A 20,201-nucleotide genomic window follows, 5' to 3' on the forward strand; every position below is an offset into this window, starting at 1 on the left:
TGTTCTTTTTATTGAACGTAATCATCAAGTCAAAATCAAACGGTTGAGGTAATTTAAACAGTTGGGCGACTTCAGTGCATTTTAAATGGATCGATTTTGTTCAAGCTGGTTGCGAACGAGGTAAGCATAATAGCCATTAAGGTCCAGGAGGTCGTGGTGATTACCACATTCTACGATGCGTCCTTTATCGAGGACCAGGATGACATCGGCGTGGCGCACGGTACTGAGGCGATGGGCAATGATAATCTGGGTACAGGAGAGTTGTGACAGATTTTCCTGGACACGCTGCTCTGTGACGACATCAAGCGAGCTGGTAGCTTCATCGAGCAAGAGGATGCGGGGGTGGTGAACGAGAGCTCGTGCCAGGGCGAGACGCTGGCGCTGTCCGCCTGAGAGGGCATTCCCACCTTCTGCGACAAAGGTTTCGTAACGCATCGGCATGGCAGCAATTTCTTCATGTAAACAGGCCATCTGAGAGGCATAAATAATCTCTTCCATATTCACATCAGGATGGGCAAAAGCGATATTTTGACGAATCGAACCACTAAAGATGCCTGCTTCTTGAATAACCACACCCATCTGCTCACGAACTGCCTGATAATTTAATTGTTGCAATGGCAGATCATTATACAAAATCTCGCCACTTGTCGGCTCATACAATCCCAACAACAACTTACCAAGCGTGCTCTTACCTGATCCTGTCTGACCAACAATGGCAACTTTCTGACCAGGATCAATCACCAGCGAGAGATCGGTCAAAACATTGGGGAGCTGTGGATTATACTGAAAACTGATATGCTTCAATACGATGCGACCGGTAAGTTGCGGTGGCGGCTGGACTGTTTGGATATCCTGCTCTATTCCAGCCTGATACACATCCCCGATGCGATCGATATGTGACTGGACTACTTGTAGCTGGATGGCACTATTCATCAGCAGCGTTAATGGCGCGAGAAAGGTGGCTGCCAGAGCATTCAACGCGAGCATGGTTCCTAATTCCATGCTGCCATTTAAAACCTGCACCGCTCCTAACCAGAGTAAGAAGAGTGGAGCAATAATATCTAATACAGTCATGCCAGTATTAATTATCGACATAAAGGTATTGCGTCGATTTGAAATATTCAATTGATTGTAAAAATAATTAGCCCATTGTTGGAACGCCTGCTGCTCATAGCCAGCGGATTTTACAGTTTCAATGCTGGTCAGCAATTCGGTCACATAGCCCTGAGCTTTACCACCTGCCTCTAGCTCTTGTTTAGAGAGGAGATGGTTGGTTTTATTGGAGAATAACATCAGGAGAATCTGCAAAAAACCGATCGCCAGGACCAGGACGCCAAAGGACCAGGATTGCCAGAAGAGGATAAACATATAAACGATTACCAGCCCACCATCCAGCAGACTTGAGACTAATTGTGTACTGATCATCTGGCGCACAATTGTATTGCTAGATATACGTGTGAGTATATCTCCACTCGAACGCTGCTGAAAGAAGCGTAGCGGCAGGTGCAGTAAATGCTCAAAGAAGTCAGGTAATATCTGGGTATCAATGCGATTCTGAAGATAGATGACCAGGAGAGAGCGCAGAAGCAAGATTAAACCTTCACCAACAATCAGGACAAGCATACCAACGGCAAGAATGGGCATAATGGCAGTCAGGTGGAGCGGCAGGATCTGATCAACGATCACCTTGGTCAGTAAAGGGACGGCCAAACCAAAGACCTGCAAAAAGATCGAGGCCAGTAATATCTGCACAAAAATCATCGGGGCCCGGCGGATATACTGGCGAGCATAGCTTTTCAAGGTCAACGTGCGCGGCGCAGCCACTCGTGAAAAATTGTTCCCCGGCTCCAATATCATTACAATACCAGTAAAACCATCATTGAACTGCTCTGCCGTTAAGCGCTTACGACCAACGGCCGGATCAACCACATCCACATATTGTGGAGTCCAATGCTCAACCACAATAAAATGGTTAAACTCCCAATGCACAATCGCGGGTAAACTTACAAAGCGAAAATCGTTCCGTTGCAGCGAGATCGCGCGTACCCGCAAGCCATAATCACGGGAAGCTTGAGCAATACTGCGTGCTGAAAGGCCATCACGCCCCACATTGTAACGATTGCGGATCTCGGCAATACTCGTCTTACGTCCATAATAGCTTAATATCATAGCCAGACAGGCAACGCCACACTCTACAGCATTCATTTGCAGAACGATAGGAACACGCTTATGCCGAGTAAAATGCAGACGCCCCCATAGCATTTGCAGACCAGCTACAAGAATTGTGGGCAGTGTCTGTGGAGCAGGTGGTACTTCAGCAGCGCCTGAATGCTCTTTATGGGTAGTAGAATCAACCTTCTTTGGCGGCTCCTGAGAAGGATCATCGGGTCGGATCATGCGTTGCATTCAGGGGCCTCCAATCCATCCACCCAGAATGGGGATTAATGCCAGCACCCGCTGGGTACCAGTTTGAATACGTGTCTGTAGTGGCATTCCACTATAGATATGCATGCCAGCTGGGATCACTACATACATAGAGACTGCGACCGAAGGTACACGTATCTGTTGGGCCGTGCTACAGCTCAGCTGATATTGGCGTTGGATAGTCCCGGGACTCAATACTATTGAATCCAGATGGGTAATTGTGCCCTCAAAAGACTGGCTCGAAGAGGCAAACTGTGTGATCCCATGCGCCCCACTTCGTACAGCATTACTGGTATTCACAGGCACAAAGACCAGTACATTAACTTCACTTTGCCTGGCATTGATACTATATTCATTTGAAACGGCGACACCCGCGCTATTCACATAGATCGGCACCCGCGTCAGCCAGGCGACAACTCCACTACCGATTACTAAAGCAAATAGCAACCAGCTAAAAAGAAAAACAGGCGGAGAAACAATTCGCGGCAAAATATCATTTTCGCGCCTCTGCATATATTGTTGTAAAGCATGTTCGCGAAACAGCGGACGTCTTTTTTCGGGTACCATAGCTTTTTTTAAATCTCATACATATTTTCACAACAGTCATAATCCCGGTACGCTTAGTAGTACTCTATCGACGATTTCCAGTCAAGCTCAACATCTACTTATAATTATTTTATACACAAAAAGCACCCCAAACAATCAAATAAATAAATTCAAGCTCTCTTCTGCTTCTAAGCTCGACTTTGTACATCTTTCGCTCTTTGAGCTGAGAAAGGTCCTGGATTGTCTCATTTTACGAGCTCATTTCTCGACTTTGTACGAAAGTCGAGCTAAGCTAGTGTTTGTTTTGCATGAAATCCATGCTCCCCTGATCATTGTTTTTCGCGCCTGTGGCGCTCCAACGGTTTTACGTGTGGTGTCAAATGTTGCGCATCGCGCAACATTTGACACCACACGTAAAAGAAGGGTGGGCCCTTCAGGGCCCGCGTGCGGCTGGCTGCACGCTCCACTATGAGAGTGGGAAACAAACACTATCTTATCTGCCGCAGGCGAGAGGGACATGTTTTTACACATTAAAAAACATGGATCAATGCTTCTTACTCAGCATAGCAACATAAAAAATATTCAACGAGATTAAAATATAAAATAATAGTAATAATTCAAAGATCTATAATAGATAACAAGGCTATTCTTGACAAATGGCACAGATTCAAGCTACCATATCACTGTGATTCGACATCTTTATAGTACTATCTTTTAGGGATTAGTCTGGCTTTAGCGTTAGCAATGAAAAAACATTCAGTGGAATTGATATCTACTCATTCCTCACAAAAATTTTCTTTAGAGCATATCTTGCTTGTAACACGCATCTGCCGAACATCAGCTTGCTGGGTTTATTATTAAATAATAATCTAGCAATGAGCATGTTCGACGCGTAGATCAAGAAGATTATCTCTCTATAATTTCAGAACACTTATTCATCATTCCTTCGTTTGAGACAGCAGGAATATTCAAATCTTCATGGACCGAAGAAGCGGTTATGTGGTGGCAAAGACGGCTCCCTCTGCATTATCAGTCTCTCGCATAGAATAACGCAAGGTTCTGCACGACGCTATAGCGCCAACCAACTCATGCACAAGGGAATCTACATGTTCAACGTAAAAGGCACTCAACCTATAATCAGGACAGAAGTCATTGCGGGTATTACGACCTTCCTGACAATGGCCTATGTGATGGTCGTCAACCCACTGGTTCTTTCTCAGGGCGGCGTTCCATTTGAACAGGCGTTTACCGCCACCATTATCGCCACCCTGGCCGGTACCTTATTAATGGCATTCTTTGCCAACTATCCAATCGCGATTGCACCGGGAATGGGTTTGAATGCATACTTCACCTATTCACTGGCCCTGACCCACAAAGGCATGGATTACCATGTCGCATTCTCGGCCGTTTTTATCTCAGCTATCCTTTTTGTGATTTTATCGCTCACACCACTGCGCTCAAAGCTCATTGAGATTATCCCCAATAATTTAAAGCACGCTATTGGTGCGGGTATTGGACTCTTTATCGCTTTTATCGGTCTGCGCTTAACCGGACTGGTCAAGGCAGATCCAAGCACAATCGTGACGCTGGGTGACCTGCATTCGCTACCAGTATTTCTGGCCATCATCGGTCTGGTGATAACCCTGATCTTTATGGTCCTGAATGTGCGGGGCGCACTGTTTATTGGCATGTTGATCACCGGAATCATTGCTTACTTCACCGGCCAGATCCATTTCGATAAAGGCATCGTTTCACTTCCCACCCTACCAGCAGGGCTTGTGGCCTATAATCCGATCACCGCGGTCAGCGACATCATCCACTATGGATTGTATGGCGCCGTCTTCTCCTTTTTGCTGGTAACACTATTCGACACCACAGGCACCATTCTCGGTCTGGGCAAACAAGCGGGCTTGATGGAAGGCGAAAAATTACCTCGTGCTGAGCGCGCCCTGTTCGCTGACTCAGCCGCCACACTGGTTGGTTCAATCTTTGGAACCAGTCCGACCTCAGCCTATCTAGAATCAGCCGCAGGCATTTCAGCAGGTGGGCGTACTGGTCTCACCGCATTGGTGGTGGCAATCCTTTTCGCCATCGCAGCCTTCTTCACGCCAATTATCAGCGCTATCTCTGGCGTCGAGGCCATCACAGGTCCTGCCCTGATCATCGTAGGCTCATTGATGATCAGCAATGTCCGGCATATCGTTTGGGATGAGTTTGACGAAGCGTTCCCGGCCTTCCTGGTTATTCTGACGATGCCTCTGACCTCAAGCATCGCAACCGGCCTGGCACTGGGCTTCATCTTTTATCCGCTCATGAAGGTAGTTCGTGGCAAATGGCGCGAAGTGCACCCTCTGATCTATATCTTTGGTCTGCTCTTCCTGATACAGCTAGCATTTTTCCAGCACTAGTGTTTGATACCTATAAGAGGGGAGTAGGAGAACTTTCTCCCACCCCCCTCTCATACTATTGAAAAGCCCACTCATTCGCGGCCAGTATAGCTCACACGGTTGAATGGCATGATGCTATAATAGGACAAAGCACACAAACGGAGGCCAGTCGCACGTGAAATTTCAGCAAGATACTCAGGATATTGCTAATAGATCACCCTCGCCCTATTATACTGAAATACAAAATATTGCTACTAAATTGAAGCTAGGTGAGCTACGTTCATCGTATACGCAATCGACTATCAATGGAACAAGGCTCCTCATTAACGCGATTGTCTGGTTTTTGATCAGTGCAATCGGACTCTTCTTTCTTATTGACGCGATCCGTAAGATTGCACTCGCCACCACACTCGCTGATCCTCAGACACTACGCTCCATTGGTGGTATTGCTGTTGTTAGTCTGGTTGTGTTGTCTGGCTGTTTTTTACAGGGGTGGCGCAATCTGCGTGAGTACAATTATCGCCGTCGCGAGCAGGTGCATATTTTTGAGGATGGTTTTGTTTTTTTGGAAGGCCGCCAGCAGAGCCATGCATTACGCTGGGACATGATTGAAAGCCTGCTACGTGGCATGCTAGATCCCAAACATCCCCGTCATGTGCGCCATGATACGCTGACATTTATCACGGATAAAGATGTCGTCCTGGCTTTTGAGCCCAAGGTATTGCAGCGAACAGAGCTATGCGACAGCATCGAGCGCACCTATACAGACTATCGCCGGCCTGGTATGCTGGAACTTTTTCGGCTCGGTGAAGAGCTGGAGTTTGGAGATCTGATCATCGATCAGGATGGTGTCAGTCATGTACATGCCAATACAGATCACGAAGAGACGCTCGATTGGGATGAAATTGAAACATTTGAAGTCGGTGACACATATACTAGAATCACGTCTAAAGCACAAACAGAGCATGCCTGGTTCGAGGAACTCACTGCCGATATCGAAAATGCCCTGATTCTTAAAGAATTGCTGCCTATCGTCCGGCACTAAGATCTCGATCTCAAGAATAGCATTCGCTTTTGTGTGTAAGTTTGCTTTCTACTCCCATCTTGGAGCGTGCTGCCAGCCGCACTCGGGCCCTGAAGGGCCCATGCTTTTTTTACGTGTGGTGTCAAAAAGTGTTCTCCGAACACTTTTTGACACCACACGTAAAACCGTTGGAGCGCCAGAGGCGTGAAAAAACGATCAGTGGGGCATGAACCTCATATGTATTAAAAACTCTATAAGTAAAAAGGCTGAAGTAACGCGTTACTTCAGCCTTTTTACTTATAGAATGCTATTACACATTTGACATACCAGAGATATCATGTGTGAGTCGATCGAGCTGCGAACCCACCAGTACAAAATCGCGGATGGCTTCACGATTTGGTGTATCTATCTGCTCGCTTGCGAGCTCGTTCATCCGTAAGGTAATCAGTGCTTGCAGTGAGTTCTGTACCACCTTCAAACTTTCTTCCAGACAGTCAAGCTGGCTCAGTCGATTTCCTGAGAGTACCGCTTCCTCGATCGTTTGTAAGGCCGCTTCAGTCTGCCGGGTAAAGCTATCCAGTCCTGGCAGTCGATGCTTACCACTAAGAGAACGCAGATAAGTTGCCAGGGTCGTGATACGATCACTGAAGTGTTGATTATATGTTACCAGCGCATAAAAACGCTCAACGTCGCCCTGTTTATTTTTTGGCTCGGCCAGCATACGTTGAAAGGCTACGGCTGCATTGGAATTCTCTAAATGGACCTTGCGGCCGGCCTGAGCAATCTTTTCATATTCACCAGCCTCTCCCAGATAGGCTGAGAGTACACAGTGGAAGTATTGACGATTAGCGGCAATAGTTTTAGCCAGCTGCACAGGTAGACGCTCACGCTCCCATTGAGGACAGATCAGATAGCCAGCGGCTACCGAAATGACACCACCCAGTACTGTATTGAAGATCCTGATCAAGGCCACTTGCCAGTTTCCGGGCAACGGCACATCCAATAGCAATACTACAAACAGCGTCAGAAAGGCAACATAGACACCGTAATCAGCATTGAGTAAAGAAAAGGCGTAGAAGCCTATGAGTATCAATAAAAACAGCAATATCAGTTCATTATGCACAACACCGGCAATCAATGTTCCGATAATACCACCCATCACCGTACCAAACACACGTTGATTGGCGCGCTTACGCATACCACCAAAATCTGGCTTGAGAATGAAAAGAATGGTCAACGGTATCCAGTAACCATAGTGGATACCAGGAAGCATATAGATGGCTACGGCCAGAGCTGTGGAGGCCGCCAGGCGCAGCGAGTGGCGATAGATCAGGGATTGGCCACTCATATTATCCCTGAGAATACTCCAATGGCTGGTCAGGAAGGTCTGGAGGCTTTTGAACCAGACACTGATTGAGCGGTGCTGGCGCTCTTCACCCACGCTACCAGCTGGATTGGCGGCGGATGATTGTAGATATCCACTGGCAATGCGTACCTCTTCAATCACGGTGCGCAATAAGCGAATTACGTTACGCACACTGACAAGGGCCGCATAGTCGTCAACCAGACGTGGCAACGTCTCACGTAGCGCGGCTTCACGCTCCTCCAGTATAGCCAGTTCCTTTTGAAAAAGCGCTTGATCCAGGGCTCGACCGGCTTTGATGGTAGCGGCTAACGATGTTATGAGCGTAGAAACTTGTTGCACACAGCCATTCAGCAAGGCGTGAATATGCTCTACCCGTGTTTGCGTAGAGGCAATTTCAATACCTTCGGCTAACGCGATTGAAGCATCAAACAGGCGGTCAGCGGTCAGGGTTAGTAACATAAAACTCTGCCCGATTGGACTCGCCCCCTGGCGCGCGGAACGAAAGGAGACGATACTGGTGTGGGCCTGATCATGCGCCGCCAGGACACGCGTACGCTCCTGACTGACAGCTTCATTCCAATGATGTTGATCCGAAGCTATGCTGTCCAAGCGCTGCATACTGGCGGAGCGCATTAAAAAGGTGCTGACGGCATGATAATAATCTGCCAGCGCGCGCCGGATCGGCTGTAAAGGCTGGATGGGCCAGAGGTAGAGCGTCAACAACATTGCCCACAGGCCACCTGCAATAAAAGCAAGCAAGCGTTCAACGGCGTGGGTAAAATCTGCAGGCTGTCCCAGTATGAGAATAAAGATACCAATAATGACAAAGCCAACCTTAGAACCTATATTGCCAAAGACTCCCAGCATACTGAAGCCAAAGGCAAAGAGGAACATCAGCGGAACCGCTAACCAGATGATACTACCGGTTAGGGTTGCCACAAACGCGGCCAACGCCACCCCTACCGTCGCCGTACCCATCGCAAATGCACGCGAACGATAGGTACCACCCACATCGGCCAGCGCTACATACAGGCCACTAAGAAAACACATCACACCCAGTTCATAGGCATGCAGAAGCATACCGACCAGAATAGGGATAACGGTAATGCCCGTCATGCGTAAACCATTGATGATGGTTGGTCGATCCAGAGAAAGATTTGTATGAATATGTTTGAGAAATGTTTTGGAAGACGAATAAACAAAATGCATTATTCCTCAAAACCTCCGCCGCGAATGAGTAAGCACATATAAAATAAATTGTGTATTTAAGGCATGAAGTCACCAGGCAATGTGAGAGTCATCGAAGCGTTGATGGGAGAAGCAGCAGAAGTTTTCACCGATGAAAAGAGGATGCTTCCAAGGATATAGAGGTACAGACATCAAAACATAACGTTATTAGCTATGTACCTGATAGATTCTTTCCGTATTTCCGTATGATATTATAACATATTCTACTGCTATGTGTCAGGAGGGACCAAGGTCGTGCTCTGGTAGTACAGCAAAACCAAACCAGTATCGATTAAGCATGTCAATGACAGACAGTAAACGTTCAACACTCATAGGCTTTAAAATGTAGCTATTCGCACCCTGCTGGAAACTCACTTCGATATCATGTGGATCGGATGAGGTCGTCCAAATAATGACAGGGATCATACATAACTCTTCATTATGCTTAATCTCTTGTAGCACCTCTATCCCGTCCACAGCCACCAGGTGCAGATCGAGCAGAATCAAGGCAGGACGAGGGGCAAGTTCCGGCTTGCTAAATTCTTCGCGCTGATAGAGATAATCTAAGGCTTCACCACCATCTGTACAACGCACCACAGGAACAGAAATGGACAATTTTTTGAGTGCCCATTTGATCAATTCCATATCTTCGTTGCTGTCCTCCACTAATAAAATAGGAGCCTGGGTGCTTAAATTCATCAGAAACTCATTTCTCTTTTTTGTGATGGTGTTTTTTTCATTCTATACTATCTACGTGCTACTGGTAAAGTGAACCAGAATGTCGAGCCAGAATCTTTAGAGCTGTCTACGCCAACCTGGCCATGGTGCTGGCGGATAATCTCCTGGCTAATATAGAGCCCTAACCCCATACCAGCAACACCACTATAAATAATGCGATCAGGAATCTGGTAAAAACGCTGCCAGATGCGTTTTTGTTCCACATATGGAATACCCGGTCCTCGATCCTGTATCGCAACGCGGACCATAGCATCTTCCAGCTGCACACAAATTCTGATGGGTGTATGCTCAGGACTATATTTGATGGCATTATCAAGGTAATTGCATACGACCTGTTCAATACGCTCCAGATCCGCAATGACAGCAATACCTTGCTCGCTTCTAGCATCCTCAAATACGATAGGATGGGTGTTCTCTTCAGTTAAAGTTGTCGCTATCACCCGCTGTATAACTTCACACAAATTGAAAAGCTGCGGCTGTAAAGCAAAGCTTTCCTCATGTATATAGGAAACGTCAAGGATCGCATTGATCAAGCGATGTTCTAAGGTGACCTGGCGCTCCCCCCGATCTAACAGTGTTGTAATTTGCTGAACTATTGCTGTAGTACGTTCGTGATCACGGTCCTCATTGGCCGCATCTTTGATACGTTTAAGGCGTCGCCGCGCTATCTGAATGCTGGCTTTGATCGTTGCCAGCGGGGTCCTCAGTTCATGACTGGCCAGACTGAGAAAGGCATCTTTCTGGCGATTGACCTCTCGTTCAGATACGGCTCGCGTCTCCGCTGCGGTACGGGCGAGCATCAAGCGTTCACGTTCGATTACCAGTGCGATCAGCTTACCGACCGCTCTCAGGAGCATCATAGCTTCATGACGGGGATAGCTGCGTTCGATACCACTACCATCAATGCAGATTAAACCCGGATAGGTATCGTTGATGGAAAGAGGTGCCACCAAGACAGTTTTCATGCCACATTCAGTCAATAGGACCGCCAGGGACGATGAATGAGCCACGTCTAGCTGTATGGCTTCGCCAGCTTGCAACACGAGTAATTGATGCGGATCAAAGAATGCATTCAAGGCCAAACCTGCTAATATTGTCCGCATGGATGCCTGCTCGCTGAGAGTACCTCCCATAACAGCGAGTGGCTGGAAACGTCCACTCTCTGGTTCGATAGTTAAAATACAACCAATCTTACTCTCCAGCAAATCACAGCTTAATTCCAGCAAACGCGTAGCAATCTCCTGACTGTTATGGACCGCGGTTTGTTCGCTTTGATCGGGCAACTGCGCCAGTGCTTCAGCCATTTCGAGCAGGGTCAGCAACGCCTGCTGCTTACGTCGGGCCTGCTGATAACGTGATGAGACCTCGCGCAGAATCAGGACCGCACCAAGGAGCTGTTTAGTGGCTGTATAGATAGGTGCTCCACTGATATTCAGGATCAGCTCACGTCCATCTTTGGTAGAAATCACAGCATCTGCGGTGTTAGAGCTCTTCAGAACTTCTCCTTGCAGGACGCGATAATGTGGGGTCTGCTCAAATTCTAATGGTTGTCCGGTGGTATCTTTCATCTGCAGACGTGCCATACGCTCAGGCAAAGAAAGCTGGGAAAATTCAGGATCAGAAAAAATCTGATCGATCAGATCTCGGGCCGCCGAGTTCATACGCAAAAGTTTGCCCTCAGGTCCCATAACCATGATGGCGTCAGTGATAGCCTCAAACATGACATCCAGCTGCTGATTCAATTGCCACATCTGCTGCTCGGCTTCTTTACGTTCAGTAATAACTTTGACCACCCCATACATACGAATGAAGCCTGTTGAATTATCTTTGACCGTATGACAGCTATCGTGTAACCAATGAATAATACCATTTTTCGAGATTATGCGCCATTCACGCTCATCATCCTGACCAGCATGCATAGCAGCAATACGCGCTGCAACCTCATCCAGATCATCGGGATGGAAAAGCTGAATAAAATTCCAGCTCCTGGTGTCCAACTCTTCCAGACTATAACCAAGCAGATTGATGAGCGTGTCAGAAACCCATTCATGACGCAACTGTCCATCAGGTAAAATATCATAGACATAAGCGTATTCCGCCAGGGTACTGGAAAGATGTTCCACCCGCTGCTCACGCTCCTGGCGCTGGCGTTGCTCAAGTAAGCGCTGCACCAATGTATCCTCTAAATCCTGTCGCAATTGATGGGGAGCAGTCATATCCCGCACCACTAATAGTGCTCCCGCTAACAGTCCTGGCTGCTCAAATAAAGGCTTACCACTTAATTGTAGATAGAGTTCCTGTCCATCAAATGTGAAAGTACGGATTGTAGCGGCCTGAGTGCCAGCTAGAGTTTCACCATGCAGTAGCCGCGCCAGCGGAAAGGTCTCAAGTGTAAAGGACTGTCCTTGAAGATCCTGGCTACGCTCGCTCCACAGCTGCAATATTGAACTAGCAGCGCTCGGATCTTCATTAAAGATACGTGACCACAGGGTCTGGGCGGCAATGTTATAGGATTCAAGCTCACCATTGGTAGCAAATTGAAAAATAGCGTCCGGAATAGCCTCCAGCAGCGTTTCGACCTCGCTTACCAATCTGGCATCCTGCTCTAAGGCCAGCAATGCTGTCTCCCCCTCAATCATAGCGTCTGTATCATCACCTCCATCCCTATCTGATGAGGAGGGATAAATAACAGGTTGCTCTGAATGTGGGAAAATGTGCGGTGTCGTTTGCTCCATAGCACGGATTGCCTCGTTAGTTGTATCTATGCTCTCATCTCATGCCACCAACAGTGTGCTATCAGTTATACTATTGAAATGACAGTGCTTAGCATTCCATGCACAATGTAGTGTTTTCTTAGAAAAATAAAGGATGAGTATCATGGCAACTGTTATATTAATTGGTACACTGGATACCAAAGGAATGGAATATGATTACCTGCGTCAACGTATCCTGCAAGCAGGGTGTGATGTCATTCTAATTGATGCTGGTGTTAAAGGTCAACCCCAGGTAAAACCAGATATCCCACATGAACAGGTGGCACAGGCGGCTGGCGTGGATGTTGCGCAGCTGGCGGCCGCCGGTGATCGGGGCGCAGCAGTAGAAGCGATGGCGCGTGGTGCGACGAAGGTCGTGCTGGATCTTTTCCAGCAGGGACGTGTACACGGCATATTTGGCCTGGGAGGCTCCGGTGGCTCAACGATGGTCACACAGGTGATGCGTGCACTCCCCATTGGCGTGCCTAAACTGGTAGTTTCAACGATGGTCGCCGGAGATACCCGACCCTACGTTGGCGCGGTCGACATTACGATGATGTATTCAGTGGTAGACATTGCTGGTATCAACCGTATCTCCGAACATATCCTGAGCAATGCAGCGGCTGGCATTGCCGGCATGGCCCAGGCATATGAGGCCTTTAGCTCACAGACAAGCGGCAAACCATTAATTGGTGCCACCATGTTTGGTGTAACAACTCCGTGTGTGACCGAGGCACGCAAATATCTGGAAGAGCGTGGCTACGAGGTGCTGGTTTTTCACGCGACCGGAACTGGCGGACAGTCAATGGAGACACTGGTCAAAGATGGTTTTCTCGCTGGCGTCCTCGATGCCACGACTACCGAACTGGCCGATGAGCTGGTGGGGGGGATCTTGAGTGCCGGACCCGGGCGGCTCGAAGCGGCAGGAGCCCAGGGCATTCCACAAATCATCTCACTGGGCGCACTCGACATGGTCAACTTTGGGCCAATGGATACGGTCCCCGATAAGTTCAGTCAGCGCAAACTCTATAAACATAATGAGGCGGTCACACTGATGCGCACGACTGAGGAGGAAAATGCCGAGCTAGGGCGTGTTATCGCACGCAAACTCAACCAGGCAAAGGGACCAGTCGTGGTCTTTATTCCGCTGCGTGGCTTCTCCATGATCGATGTTGAGGGAGCACCATTTTACGATCCAAAAGCGGATCAGGCCTTGATTACAAATCTTAAAGAGCACCTTGATAAAGAGATCGAGATCCACGAACTTGACATGGACCTCAATGATCCACGTTTCGCACGCGCCATGGCCAGTCGCCTGGATGAGTATGTGCATGCGCAGATCAAGCAACCTGCGAATAACTCGATAACGGCATCGTAGCAAGGAGCATAATTATGCAAAGAACAGAAACGTTGAAGCGGCTTCAACAGACGATGCAGGCGGGACGCGCCATTGTAGGAGCAGGTGCTGGAACCGGTCTATCGGCAAAGAGTGTGGAGGCGGGCGGGGTGGATCTGATTATCATCTACAATTCTGGTCGCTATCGTATGGCCGGTCGTGGCTCGCTGGCTGGTATGCTACCCTATGGTGATGCCAACGCGATTGTGGTCGAAATGGCCAACGAAGTACTTCCCATCATCAAAAATACTCCAGTACTGGCAGGAGTCTGCGGCACAGATCCTTTTCGTGTCATGCCCTACTTCTTACGGCAACTCAAAGAGATGGGCTTTAGCGGCGTGCAGAATTTTCCGACCGTGGGACTCTTTGATGGCACCTTTCGTCAGAATATCGAAGAGACTGGCATGGGCTTCGGCCTGGAAGTTGAGATGATTCGGACGGCCCATGAACTGGATCTATTGACCGCCCCCTATGTCTTTCAACCGGAGGAGGCCCGTGCCATGGCGGAGGCGGGCGCCGACATTCTGGTTCCGCATATGGGACTTACCACTAAGGGCTCTATCGGTGCCCATACAGCGGTGACGCTGGACGATGCGGTCATACGCATTCAAGCCATGCATGATGCCGCCAAAAAAGTGAATCCAGACATCATTGTCCTCTGCCATGGCGGCCCGATTGCCGAGCCAGAGGACGCCGCTTATGTGCTGGCACATACCAGAGGTGTCGTTGGCTTCTTTGGAGCATCGAGTATGGAACGACTGCCAACCGAAATCGCCATCACCGAAAATACACACCGCTTCAAAGCTATCCAGATAGGAGAAAAAAAGCATGGCACAGCCCATTGATCCTCACAGCGTCCCCAGTCAGACCTTTGATTGGGGCATCATCAAGTGGCTGGTGAAGCCTGAATACACGCTGGGCACTGGACTCACCTTTGGAGAGGTTATTCTCCTGCCAGGCAAAGGGCATGAACGTCATAACCACATAGAATCAGAAGAGATCCTGTATGTGCTTTCAGGTACCGGTGCACAAATGATCGATGACGATGATCCATTCGACATCAAAGCTGGCGATACCATTTATGTGCCCATTGGCATGTACCACTCAACCATGAATACAGGCTGGGAACCGCTACGCCTGCTCGCCACCTACAATCCAGCCGGTGCCGAGAGGGTGCTGGAAGCCGCAGCAGATTTCCAGGAAGTTCCGGCAGGCAAACTCCCTGAACTCCACCGGTAAAATAGCACAAACCTTGCTGCTACTGGCCTTTATCTGCAAGTAGTAGCAAGGTTATTTTTTTGTTTGGAAAATCTGGCTACATTTACTCGTGATGATACACAGACAGCAGCTTTCTCATTTTTATATGCGAAAGAAAACATATAATTAAAGGATGAGTGTATATTAGTAAAAGATGCTTTTCAAAGCAGAAAGTGAACGGTAAAAAAGAGAGTCGCGGTACAAATCGAGGCTACCCATTTTGCAGGCGCTGAAACGTCTTTCTGCGGACCGATTACCATTACACATTAAGGCAAAAATTTCACTAGCAGCGCTCGAATAATAGTCAGTATGCTTGATTGTTTCCATGATTGAGAGAAGAGAGCATATATGCAGTACCTACAACATAGCTATGTACGCCGTAGCTTGATTGGCTTCTTAGCCGGAATTGTCAGCAGCTTTGTTTTATTGTTGTTGATGCCATATAAATCGGTTGGATATCTTTTTGCCGGAATAGTTCTTGCTATCATTTATGCACTCTCCCTTAAAACCCGAAAGCTCAATTACGCAGATAGTATGCTGACAACAGCGGCATTGGGAATGCTACTCTGGATCTGTTTCAGTTGCTTGCTCCTGCCGTTGCTGCGGGGTCAGATGCCACAGTGGACGGCACCTGAGATGCGCCAGCTTTTTCCAGATCTGGTGGCCTGGGTGCTTTATGGCGGCTGCCTGGGATTATTATTGCCACTTTCCAATCATCTGGTTAGCCTATGGGCTGGTCCGGACCTAACACCAGTACGGCGTTCAGCGCCAGCGGTGACGACCAGAATCGTGATTATAGGGGGCGGTTTCGCAGGTATGACTACAGCTGAACAGCTTGAGCATACATTTGAAGCTGATCCTTCGGTGTCAATTACACTGATTAGCGCAACGAACTCCTTGCTCTTCACACCTATGCTGGCCGAGGTTGCTGGTGGCAGTCTGGAGCCATCACACATCTGCCATTCTTTGCGTACAAGCTTGCGGCGTACACAGGTAGTGCATGGCTATGTAGAACGGATTGATAGTCAGCGGGAACAAGTACTACTGGCAACCGAAAACCATGTCACGCCACAAGCGGCAATCCCATATGATCATCTGGTGCTAGCGGTCGGAAGTGTCTCTAATTATATGGGCATTGATAGTATCGCAAGTCACTCCTTTGGCTTCAAATCTATTGAAGATGCCATTCGGATCCGTGGTCATATCATTGCCATGCTTGAATATGCCGAGCGCGAAACGAATCCCGATAAGCGACAGGCGATGCTGACCTTTGTGATTGCGGGTGCGGGCTTCGCAGGTACCGAACTAGCGGGAGCACTGAACGATCTTGTGCGTGGTGCGCTTCCATACTATCCCGGTATCCAGTCTGAGGAAGTAAAAATTGTGCTGCTGCATTCACGGGATCGCATCCTACCGGAACTGAGTAGCTCTTTAGCGGATTACGCTATGACCCATATGGAGGCACGTGGCGTCACGATTCGCCTGCATACACGGCTTACCGCAGCACTCGATGATCGGGTTATCCTCAATACGGCTGAAGAACTCCCGACCCGTACACTTGTCTGGACAGCAGGTGTAAAGCCCCATCCTTTAATGCAAACATTGCCAGCTAATCACAGTAAGCAAGGGGCCATTATTGTTGATAAATACCTGGCCGTCACCGAGCTGCCAGGCATCTGGGCTCTGGGTGACTGCGCACAGGTTACTGATGCCATCAATAATCAGATCAGTCCGCCGACCGCCCAGTTTGCTTTACGACAGGCTAAAACGGTGGCCCACAACATCGGTGCCAGTGTTCATCAACAGCCTCTGAAAGGATTTCATTTTGATGCGCTTGGCATTCTCTGCGTAGTGGGATATCAAACGGCCTGCGCGGAAATCAAAGGCTTCCGCTTTTCAGGTTTGTTTGCCTGGATGTTATGGCGCGGCATCTATCTCTCAAAGTTGCCCGGCCTGGAACGCAAAATACGTGTGCTGAGCGATTGGATCATCGAGCTCTTCTTCCCACGCGACATCGTCCAGACCATCGATCTAGATGAGCAGACAAAGATCGGCAATCCGGAAAGCAACCTACCAACGGTAGCTAGTAGCCGGCCACAAGGATAAATTTATGAACCATACTTTGCGACAAACGCTTTTGATTGACCTTGTCACTGGTGGTCTGGGAGCCGCTTGCATCTGGTACGCAACGCCACTTACAATCGCACCATGGCTGATGATAGGGCTGGGTGCTTTGGCCGGCCTGCTCTTTGGCTTGCTGATCGGAAAAGATATCGTCCATCCTGGCTCCGGCTTAATCTGGGGAGTTGGATATGCATTTCTACTCTGGCTGATTACAGCGGTGGCCTTGCCCTCAATGATGGCAGGCAATGCGGTCATGTTGGATAGTGCTCGTCTGCACTTTCCACAGCTCGTCTCGTTCCTCCTTTTTCTGGGCGCGCCATTGGGCTTATTAGATGGATGGTGGAATGGGCGTCAGACGCGGCAGCCACTAAAAATATCAACGCAATTACGCGCCATAATTGTCGGTGGACTGGCAGGCCTGGTTGGGGGCTGGGCCTTTAGCATCTGGTTTACACAAAATAATGCTTTTATCCTGGTGGCGGGTATTATCAACTCACACACCTCATTAGCAGGCATGCTGGTCCATTATAGTATTGCGATGATCATTGGAGCCAGCTTTGGTCTGTTATTCCAACACGATCTGCGCAGCCCTGGCTCTAGTATCTGCTGGGGATTAGCCTATGGCATTTTCTGGTGGTTCCTGGGACCGTTAACCCTGCTGCCAGCGATGCTGCACCAATCCATCAATTGGTCCTATCTCAACGGTGGAGTTTTCTTTGGTTCCTTGATTGGACATGCCATCTATGGCATCTGGCTTGGTCTCGTCTATGCCTTACTCGATCGTTTATGGATCACCCTATTTATCGCGTCTGATCCTATCAAACGCGAGATCGATGGGCCGGGCATCCATACCTTGAACTCGCTGCTGTGGGGAGCCATAGCCAGTCTGGGAGGTGGACTTCTATTCAGCCTGGTCATGCTGGCAACCGGTGTGCTACCCCACATCGCAGCACTCATTGGTTCATCATCACCAATCACAGGTTTCGTGGTTCATCTGGTTATCAGTGCCTTGATCGGCATGAGTTATGGACTTCTGTTTGAACATGAAGCGACGACAGTAGCAGCCAGCCTGGCCTGGGGTACCCTTTATGGACTGGCCTGGTGGTTTATCGGCCCGCTTACCCTGTTGCCAATCCTGCTGGGTGCTTCCGCCACCTGGACTATCCAGGCCGCAGATATCCTCCTGCCATCATTACTGGGACATATCATCTATGGGGGAGTGACCGGCTACATCTTTTTCTGGCTCAAAAAGCGACATATGGACTGGCTATTACTCGATCCCCGCCTGCTTGCGAAAGAGGAACGACTCAGCCGTCCGGCAGGCACATCTGCACCTGCCCTTTGGCTGTTCGCACTTGGTCTGGGCATCGTATTACCAATCATCCTGGGCTAAAGAGGTAGAGCATGGAGTGAGGGTACAGAAAAGTGTCGGCCCAGCCAACACTTTTCTGTACCCTCACTCTACAAATATTAAGATCGAGTGCGACTAAAAAAGGTGTCATAGGAGAAATCATTGTGGATTTCCAGGATAAAATCAGCATCGCCTTCTTGCTTCAGGATCCAGCGGCGCTCTCCTAGCTCAACAAAATGGCGGCGCAGTTCAAAGATCTCTAGCGATTTACCGCGCTCCTCAACATCACGGACCCGGGCGCGGGCACGCCGAATATCCAGATCGGCCACCACAAAAACTTTGATCAGAGAGTCGGCATACTCACGGAAAAATTGTTCACAGCGAATAGTGTAGAGTCCCTCGATCACCAGTGGCTGCCCAGGCTGCAAGTGCATACGCTGATAGCCAACCCGCCGATTACTTACAAAGCTATATTGAGGAATCAACGTCTCCCCATCATGTAGCAATTCCCGAATATTTTGCCCTAGCGTCTGGATATCATAGGCCTCTGGACTTTCCCACTGCGGAGCCTCACCATATTTTTCATCGTGCTCGACCGTGATCTGATCCTCATCCACAAAATAGTGGTCCATAGACAGGACCGCGGCATGAAGATGGCTAGCCAATTGGGACGAAAAGGTCGTTTTGCCTGATGCAGCCGGACCCGCAACCAGATAGACTTGTGCAGGTGGTAGATCCTCGAACCGCGAAATCAGGGTTGGCATCCTTAACATTCTAACTCCTTTGAGACTGAGTCTGTATTTTTTCTCCTGATATATATATGGTCGTTTGGCATTGCTATATTAAGAGATTGTTATCGATCTGCTGCTAATTTAATAATTCTATCCAACAATTGGTTATTTGTCTATGTTATAGCCCTGTTGCTTTTGTCTTACCACTGGTGCATTAAAATTCTAAGTAGAGGATTTATCAAACACAGAGTGAACCGACCTGCAATACTACAGGTCGGTTCACTCTGTGTTTATCTATTTACTTCTAGCGCAATCAGCGCTTATTTTTCTTGTCAGATGGTTGTTTCTGTGCCTCTTTTTTCTCAGAGGATTTTTCTCCATCTTCATGATCGGATGCGTCAGACGGTTTCTCTATATCTGGATCTGGCAGGACGCTGTTGATGGCTTTAAGGATTTCATCTATATCAAAGGGCTTATAGACAACCGGGATGCCTTTGTCCTGTAAAGTATCTTCTTGCTGGCGAACCTCGTTGAGGGCAGCCGTGCACAGAATAAGGGGAATAGATCTGGTTGGTGGATACATGCGCAACTTTTGCATCATCACCCATCCCTCTTCTTGCTGACCAATTTTAAGGTCCAGGATCACAACATCAGGTTTGAGTCGTTCAACGTCCCTGACATTTTCCATGGTTTCAACCGAAGTGGAGACTTTGTACCCCTCACCTTCAAGAATCATACGAAATAAATCCAAAATAGATTCGTCATCATTGATAACAACTATGTGGGATGGCATATCTATGGCCTCACTCTCAAGGAGTATGAAGAGGTACCAAATGAGTATCCTCAGATCGAAAAGGTTGAGTAGTCAATTTAGCTT

Annotated in this window: 14 protein-coding genes; 7 read left to right on the plus strand and 7 right to left on the minus strand. The window is 48.4% G+C overall.

What is annotated here, in order from left to right; translation table 11 throughout:
- Window positions 1-81 precede the first annotated feature (81 nt).
- Entirely contained in the window at window positions 82-2,406 is a 2,325-nt protein-coding gene (locus EL633_RS29900; protein ID WP_218027614.1) for a peptidase domain-containing ABC transporter, read from the minus strand.
- A complete protein-coding gene (locus EL633_RS29905; protein ID WP_126630882.1) occupies window positions 2,407-2,991 on the minus strand; it encodes a hypothetical protein in 585 nt (194 codons plus the stop codon).
- A gap of 1,085 nt (window positions 2,992-4,076) precedes the next feature.
- Here EL633_RS29905 and EL633_RS29910 point away from each other — a divergent pair.
- Together EL633_RS29910 and EL633_RS29915 are read left to right on the plus strand one after the other, a co-directional pair.
- On the plus strand, window positions 4,077-5,378 hold the full coding sequence (locus tag EL633_RS29910) for an NCS2 family permease (protein WP_126630883.1): 1,302 nt from the start codon (window positions 4,077-4,079) through the stop codon (window positions 5,376-5,378).
- A gap of 154 nt (window positions 5,379-5,532) precedes the next feature.
- Entirely contained in the window at window positions 5,533-6,402 is an 870-nt protein-coding gene (locus tag EL633_RS29915; protein ID WP_126630884.1) for a DUF6585 family protein, read from the plus strand.
- A gap of 289 nt (window positions 6,403-6,691) precedes the next feature.
- On the opposite strand, the gene EL633_RS29920 is transcribed toward EL633_RS29915, so the two are convergent.
- The 3 genes from EL633_RS29920 to EL633_RS29930 form a co-directional block, all read right to left on the minus strand.
- Entirely contained in the window at window positions 6,692-8,956 is a 2,265-nt protein-coding gene (locus EL633_RS29920) for an FUSC family protein (RefSeq protein WP_126630885.1), read from the minus strand.
- Between the two features lie 255 nt (window positions 8,957-9,211).
- Window positions 9,212-9,673, minus strand: coding sequence for a response regulator (locus tag EL633_RS29925; protein WP_126630886.1), 462 nt, complete (start codon window positions 9,671-9,673; stop codon window positions 9,212-9,214).
- 47 nt (window positions 9,674-9,720) lie between these two features.
- Window positions 9,721-12,447 (minus strand): PAS domain-containing sensor histidine kinase, encoded by a 2,727-nt coding sequence (locus EL633_RS29930; RefSeq protein ID WP_126630887.1) that lies wholly within the window; start codon window positions 12,445-12,447, stop codon window positions 9,721-9,723.
- A gap of 142 nt (window positions 12,448-12,589) precedes the next feature.
- Between EL633_RS29930 and EL633_RS29935 the strand changes: the two genes are divergently transcribed.
- The 5 genes from EL633_RS29935 to EL633_RS29955 all read left to right on the plus strand — a co-directional run bounded on the left by EL633_RS29935 (window position 12,590) and on the right by EL633_RS29955 (window position 18,635).
- Window positions 12,590-13,843, plus strand: a complete 1,254-nt coding sequence (locus EL633_RS29935) for a Tm-1-like ATP-binding domain-containing protein (RefSeq protein ID WP_126630888.1) — start codon at window positions 12,590-12,592, stop codon at window positions 13,841-13,843.
- A gap of 14 nt (window positions 13,844-13,857) precedes the next feature.
- Window positions 13,858-14,706, plus strand: coding sequence for a phosphoenolpyruvate hydrolase family protein (locus EL633_RS29940; RefSeq protein ID WP_126630889.1), 849 nt, complete (start codon window positions 13,858-13,860; stop codon window positions 14,704-14,706).
- Window positions 14,690-15,100: a cupin domain-containing protein gene (locus tag EL633_RS29945; RefSeq protein WP_126630890.1), complete on the plus strand. Its 411-nt coding sequence runs from the start codon at window positions 14,690-14,692 to the stop codon at window positions 15,098-15,100. The genes EL633_RS29940 and EL633_RS29945 overlap by 17 nt, the downstream gene beginning before the upstream one ends.
- A gap of 366 nt (window positions 15,101-15,466) precedes the next feature.
- On the plus strand, window positions 15,467-17,224 hold the full coding sequence (locus tag EL633_RS29950; protein ID WP_126630891.1) for an NAD(P)/FAD-dependent oxidoreductase: 1,758 nt from the start codon (window positions 15,467-15,469) through the stop codon (window positions 17,222-17,224).
- Between the two features lie 4 nt (window positions 17,225-17,228).
- Window positions 17,229-18,635: a hypothetical protein gene (locus EL633_RS29955; RefSeq protein WP_126630892.1), complete on the plus strand. Its 1,407-nt coding sequence runs from the start codon at window positions 17,229-17,231 to the stop codon at window positions 18,633-18,635.
- Window positions 18,636-18,712: 77 nt separating this feature from the next.
- Here the strand turns inward: EL633_RS29955 and EL633_RS29960 are convergent, their stop codons facing one another.
- Both EL633_RS29960 and EL633_RS29965 read right to left on the minus strand, forming a co-directional pair.
- Window positions 18,713-19,366, minus strand: coding sequence for a uridine kinase family protein (locus EL633_RS29960; protein WP_126630893.1), 654 nt, complete (start codon window positions 19,364-19,366; stop codon window positions 18,713-18,715).
- Between the two features lie 271 nt (window positions 19,367-19,637).
- Window positions 19,638-20,117 (minus strand): response regulator, encoded by a 480-nt coding sequence (locus EL633_RS29965; RefSeq protein WP_126630894.1) that lies wholly within the window; start codon window positions 20,115-20,117, stop codon window positions 19,638-19,640.
- Between the last annotated feature and the right edge of the window lie 84 nt (window positions 20,118-20,201).

Source organism: Dictyobacter alpinus (genome assembly GCF_003967575.1).
GTDB classification, from domain to species: Bacteria; Chloroflexota; Ktedonobacteria; order Ktedonobacterales; family Ktedonobacteraceae; genus Dictyobacter; species Dictyobacter alpinus.